Source organism: Tunicatimonas sp., from assembly GCF_049647865.1.
Taxonomy (GTDB): Bacteria; Bacteroidota; Bacteroidia; order Cytophagales; family Cyclobacteriaceae; genus Tunicatimonas.
The window spans coordinates 1-5604 of sequence record NZ_JBARYM010000474.1; the positions used below are offsets into that span (position 1 = coordinate 1).

General features: G+C 44.4%; 4 protein-coding genes and 2 pseudogenes. All 6 read left to right on the forward strand.

Going from position 1 to position 5604, the window contains the following annotated elements; all coding sequences use genetic code 11:
- Positions 1–662: pseudogene (locus tag WBA23_RS14095) on the forward strand (SusC/RagA family TonB-linked outer membrane protein); the annotation flags it as partial.
- Positions 663–689: 27 nt separating this feature from the next.
- A complete protein-coding gene (locus WBA23_RS14100; protein ID WP_424582919.1) occupies positions 690–2210 on the forward strand; it encodes a SusD/RagB family nutrient-binding outer membrane lipoprotein in 1521 nt (506 codons plus the stop codon).
- Between the two features lie 308 nt (positions 2211–2518).
- Positions 2519–2911 carry a CsgE family curli-type amyloid fiber assembly protein gene (locus WBA23_RS14105; protein WP_424582920.1) on the forward strand — a complete coding sequence of 131 codons (393 nt, stop codon included), beginning with the start codon at positions 2519–2521 and terminating at the stop codon, positions 2909–2911.
- 26 nt (positions 2912–2937) lie between these two features.
- Positions 2938–3354, forward strand: coding sequence for a curli production assembly/transport component CsgF (locus WBA23_RS14110; protein WP_424582921.1), 417 nt, complete (start codon positions 2938–2940; stop codon positions 3352–3354).
- 174 nt (positions 3355–3528) lie between these two features.
- On the forward strand, positions 3529–4821 hold the full coding sequence (locus tag WBA23_RS14115; RefSeq protein WP_424582922.1) for a CsgG/HfaB family protein: 1293 nt from the start codon (positions 3529–3531) through the stop codon (positions 4819–4821).
- A 170-nt stretch (positions 4822–4991) separates the two neighbouring features.
- Positions 4992–5604: pseudogene (locus WBA23_RS14120) on the forward strand (hypothetical protein); the annotation flags it as partial.

The following is a 5604-nucleotide window of genomic DNA, read 5'->3' on the forward strand; positions in this document are numbered from 1 at the left end:
CCCAGATTGTAGGAAAGCCAATGGGGCAGATTTTCGGTTTTGGCTTTCAGTATGATGACCAAGGACGGCAAATATTTAGTGGCAACAACGGGAGACCGTTAAGAACCGCTAATCAGCAGGCCTTTGGTAGCGCAATTCCAACTGATGTGGGTGGTATTATTAACTCGTTTCGCTATAAAGATTTAAGCTTTTCTTTCCTGGTAGACTTTAAGTTGGGCCATAAAATGGCTTCGGGTACTAACTTTAACCTAGTGCGACACGGTCTGCACCAAAGAACATTGGTAGGCCGAGAAGATGGCTTCGTGGTTGGCAACGGAGTAAACGAAAATGGCGAAGTTAATACTGTAGAAACACCTATTCAGACGTACTACGAAACGGCGGGCGCATCTAATATTGTAGAGGACTATTTGTTCAACGCCGGATTCTGGTCGTTGCGCCAAGTTACGCTAGGCTATGATTTTACCCAAATGATTCCCGAGGATTTCTTTATTGAAGGAGTCCGGCTAAATATTGTGGCGAATAATGTGGCGGTATTGAAGAAGTGGGTAGATAATATTCACCCGGAACAGTTTCCTAGTGCCTCGGATAATACCGTTGGGCTGGAACAGACCAGTCTTCCGGTTACCCGAAGCATTGGATTCAATCTTAACGTTAAATTCTAATAATCTACGGATATAAAAATATTGATCATGAAAAATATAAAAGCATATATCGTAAGTCTTTTGATCGTGCTAGGATTGACTACTGGTTGCGAGGAAGAGTTTGATAAGATAAACACAAACGAAACGTTAGCCACCTCGCTGGACCCATCTTACTCAATGAATGATGCCATTATTACGGCTTCTTTTCCTACTTCTATCTTCATTTATGAGTTAGCTATTGTTCAGCAGATTATTACCCCTAACGGTAGTTCATTAGCGGGAGCAAACTTTAACCAAGATAACCAGACCCGCTCCGGTATTTGGCAAAACCATTACCGGAATGTATTAAAATCTACGGTAGACGTATTAGACAAAACCCAGGAAGATCCTGAGTATTTTAACCTGTATCAAATGGCAAGAATTTGGCGCGCGTACACTGGAATGCAGCTCACCGATACTTTCGGGGACGTACCATTTTCTGAAGCCGGATTAGCCTTTCTGGAAGGAAACACACTTCCGGTGTATGATCGCCAGCAAGATATTTACAATGAAATACTGAGTGAACTGGAAGAAGCTACGGCGGCACTGGATGCTTCTCAGCCTCAGGTGCTGGAAGTACTGTACGGTGGCGATGTTGCCAAGTGGAAAAGTTTTGGTTATTCTCTGATGCTGCGAGCGGCTATGCGTTTGTCTAAAGTAGACCCAGCGTTGGCGCAGGAATACGTGACTAAAGCGGTAGCTGGAGGGTTAATTCAATCAAACGAAGGAAATGCGATGATTCGCCATACGGTACTGTATACTAATCCTAGTGGATCTTGGTTGAACGGTTCGGAAGCTAATAACTACTTCTTAACTGCAAATTTTGTAGACTATTTGCAGGAGAACAACGATCCGCGATTGGCTTCCATTGCCGTACGATACGTGGGTGCCCAGAGTGGTTCTGACCAAACTTCGGCATCAGCTACCGTTGACCCTTCGGTGCAGGTGGGTATGCCCGTAGGCTACGACAATAGCACCATTGAACCCATTTGGAAAGATGCAGGATTAGCTAGCTTCTACGATTACTCTCAGATGGATAGAACCCGGATGGGAGCTCAGACTGCCCCAGTATTTCTACTTACCCACGGGCAAACCCAACTGCTATTAGCTGAAGCAGCTTTTCGCGGTTGGACTGCGGGCGACCCTGCCGAATTTTTTGCCAATGGTATTCGTGGACATATGGAAGAATTAGCCGCCTATGGTGATGACACCTCAGTTCCTGAAGAAGAAATTGCGGCTTACCTTCAAGCTAATCCATTACAAACTGGTCAGGAACTAGAGCAAATCAATACGCAGTATTGGGTGGCTACTTTTATGAATGCGCCAGAGACTTTTGCAAATTTTCGCCGGTCAGGCTTCCCTGACTTAGCTCCCAATCCCTATCCGGGTAGTGAAATTGACGGTGACTTTATCCGCCGCCTCACGTACCCTGATGCCGAAGATGCAGTTAATTCAGCTAATGTAAATGAAGCAGTCAGTCGTCAAGGTCCTGATTTACTGGATACCCGAATTTGGTGGGATGTAGAATAATAGGATATAATAATAGCTCTGGTAGGAGTTATAGGTTAGCAGATTGTTTTTACAAATCAGAAAAAGCCCAGTTTAGCGAGTGTAACTCATAAACCGGGCTTTTTCTCTTATTAATAAGCAGATACTGTTGCTAATATTATTAATTCCGCATTAAATAATCACAAGCTGGCTATTAGCATTTTAATTTTTCTTTACATTTTTTAAAAATAAATTCAGAAGGCTGCTCACATAATTTACATAGTATATACTAATAATCAAAAACGCAAACAATGCGGATTAAGAGCAATCTTTTATTTACTCTATGTTTAATGTTCTCTCAAGCAGTAGCTCAGCAACAAGTGCCTGATCTTGATCAAAGCGATGCTGAAGGTATTGAGATTAATGGCTTAATTGTAGACGAAACGATTACGAAAGCCGGGCGAGATTTTTATGAGCTATTTTTCCAACAGTGGACAACGCCGGTTAGTACTATATCCTATAGTTTGTTCATTCGGGAACGACCCATGAATGGATTAGGAAGCCAGATTGTCGTTTACATTAACGAAACTGAAATATTTAATCGCGCAGCGCAACCTCGCTACGATGTAGTTGAAGCTTTAGCTAAACACGCAGTAAGTATAGCGTATCAGTACGTGCAAAACTACGAGAGCATTGTACAGCAATTAGGAAACGAAGACCAACAGGGTAGTGGAATATTTTAAACTGAGAAAACAAATATACTATAACTATGCGATTCCATAGACTATTCATCATTCTATCACTATTGCTAGTGAAGGTGACCGCCTCTGCTCAAGATTTTGTGTACCAACCGCAAAATCCCGCGTTCGGTGGTAGCTACCTAAACTACAGTTGGATGCTATCATCGGCTCAAGCCCAAAATGGCTTTGAAGATGAGGAAGCATCGCGAGAACGTTTTGAACGCGACCCGCTGCAAGATTTTGAACAAAGCTTAAATCGGCAAATTTTGGGGCAGATCACTCGTCAGTTATTTAACGATCAATTTGGCGAGGGTGGTTTGCAGGAAGGCCAGTACGAGTTGGGTAATTATCAGATTGACGTAGTGCCCAGTAGTGAAGGTATCCAAATTACTATTTTAGATACGGGAACCGGAGGTGAGACCACGGTGAGCGTACCTTATTTTTAGTCCTTAATCCACAGTTTGTACCTCTAAGTACCGTTAACTATTGACCGTGGACTGTCAACTATGGACCAAGAACCAAAAAGAACAACTATGCAATCTAGAACAATACATTTAAGACGGTTAATTTTAATCCTATCACTGCTTTCAACCGCTTGCGCCCCTTATCTAAATCAGCCTGTGCAGCAATCTCAAGCCCGCTTGGGTTCAGAATCGGGAATGTATGAGGCTCTAACATCACTACCGGAACCAAGAGAAAAAGTAGTGGCTGCGGTGTATAAATTTCGGGATCAAACCGGGCAGTATCAACCGACCGAAGTAGGAGCCAGTTGGTCAACCGCTGTCACCCAGGGTGCTACATCCATTTTGCTACGCGCGCTGGAAGAATCGGGTTGGTACACAACTATTGAACGGGAGGGGCTTTCTAATTTGCTTAATGAACGCAAAATTATCCGGTCGTCGCGCCAAGCCTACAATCAGCAGCAGGGTGGTGAGGTAGATAGTTCGTTACCGCCACTGTTGTACGCCGGAGTTATTCTGGAAGGGGGAATCATCTCCTACGATGCCAATACCATGACCGGTGGAGCGGGAGCGCGCTACTTCGGAGTAGGCGGTTCGGCGGAGTACCGACAAGATCGTGTAACCGTTTATTTGCGGGCTACTTCCACCAGCACCGGACGAATTCTGAAAACGGTGTATACTTCCCGCACTATTCTTTCCCAAAAGCTAGACGCTGGACTGTTTAAGTTTGTTAGTTTCCAGCGAATATTAGAGGCCGAAACCGGCTTCACCTATAATGAGCCGACCGAGATTGCGGTACGCGAAGCCATTGAAAAAGCTGTACACAGTCTTACAATCGAAGGAATTCAAGAAGGGCTATGGAATCTGAAGTATTCCGAGGAGATAAACGCTCCGGTGATTCAGCACTACTTACAAGAAGCTGAGGTAAATCCTGATCGGGATTTTCTGGGTCGTCGCCGCAACCAGTTTCAGCGCGGAAGCTTCGCGGTGGGGGGTAGTGTAGGTACATTCCGCTACGCAGGCGATTACCCTAACCCTTTGTATCAATTAGCCGGAGAGGCCCATATGCAACGCCAGCTAAATTCCTGGTTTTCGTTAGGGGTAGAAGTAGGGCGGGGTACTTTAGCGGGGGAAGGTTTCTATCAGGAGAACTTCAACTACGCCCTGATTAATACCGTTTGGCGTACCTTTCCCGAGATGCGATTCAGCCCTCACATTCGTCTGGCGGGCGGAGCCATTAGCGCTCAGTCGCAAAATCGCTGGCTACCCAAAGCGGTGGTTGGACTAGGAGCAGAATACTTAATTAATAATACTGTAGGACTACAAGCCGGTGCACAGTACCACTACGTATTCAGCGACGAACTGGATCAAATGGCGCAGGGAAGGTTTAACGATTTCTTTTGGTCGGCCAACGTGGGCATCAACCTATATTTCGGAAGAAAAACAAGGTAATAATGGATGACAAAGGATCAATGAGTGATGACTAAAACATGTCAGTCATTCATCAATACTCACTAATCATCAATCATTACAAGAAAGCGTGTGAGATGAGAACGTACTTTACTGGCCTAAGCCAATCTTAGGCACTACTAAAGTTTTATTTATTTTAACCAATTTTAATTATGAACACAGTTAAGCAATTTTTCACCACCGCACTACTGGCTAGTACTAGCTTGGGTGCCTATGCGCAAAGCGTAAACAACGAAGTTTTTATCGAACAAGTAGGAAAAACCAATCAAGCCAATGTGGAGGTAGGAGTAGGTGTTGATGCCACAGCTTACGACAATTTGGCTGATGTCTATCAGGAGGGTGAGGATAATCTTGCCTACATTGCTCAAGGAAAAAACCCGAGTTTCGCTGAGGATAACGAAGCTGCGATTAGCCAGAAAGGCACCGATAACAGTGCCAGCATTTCGCAAGCAAATGGAGTCGGTAGTGCAATTAATAGTATTGCCGACATTGGTCAGAACGGACATAGCAATCAGGCTGATATTGATCAAGGCGTTTCGGGAGGCTCGTCAACTGGAGATTATTCTAGTATTGAACAAATAGGAAATGATAACGACGCTAGCACTAATCAGGGAATAGACGGCAGTTCAGAAGATGGTACGGCCTCTATCTATCAGGAGGGTAATAGTAATATTGCTACTATCAATCAGGGCTTTGATGGTGAAGCTGATGGAAATCAAGCGGCGATTAATCAAGCAGGAGTAGATAATCAAGCCAGTATTAAGC

What these genes read in the sequence shown, in the direction of transcription:
- WBA23_RS14105 (WP_424582920.1), top strand. Translation starts at nt 2,519, where the DNA reads ATGTTCTCTCAAGCAGTAGCTCAGCAACAAGTGCCTGATCTTGATCAA.
- WBA23_RS14100 (WP_424582919.1), top strand. Translation starts at nt 690, where the DNA reads ATGAAAAATATAAAAGCATATATCGTAAGTCTTTTGATCGTGCTAGGA.
- WBA23_RS14110 (WP_424582921.1), top strand. Translation starts at nt 2,938, where the DNA reads ATGCGATTCCATAGACTATTCATCATTCTATCACTATTGCTAGTGAAG.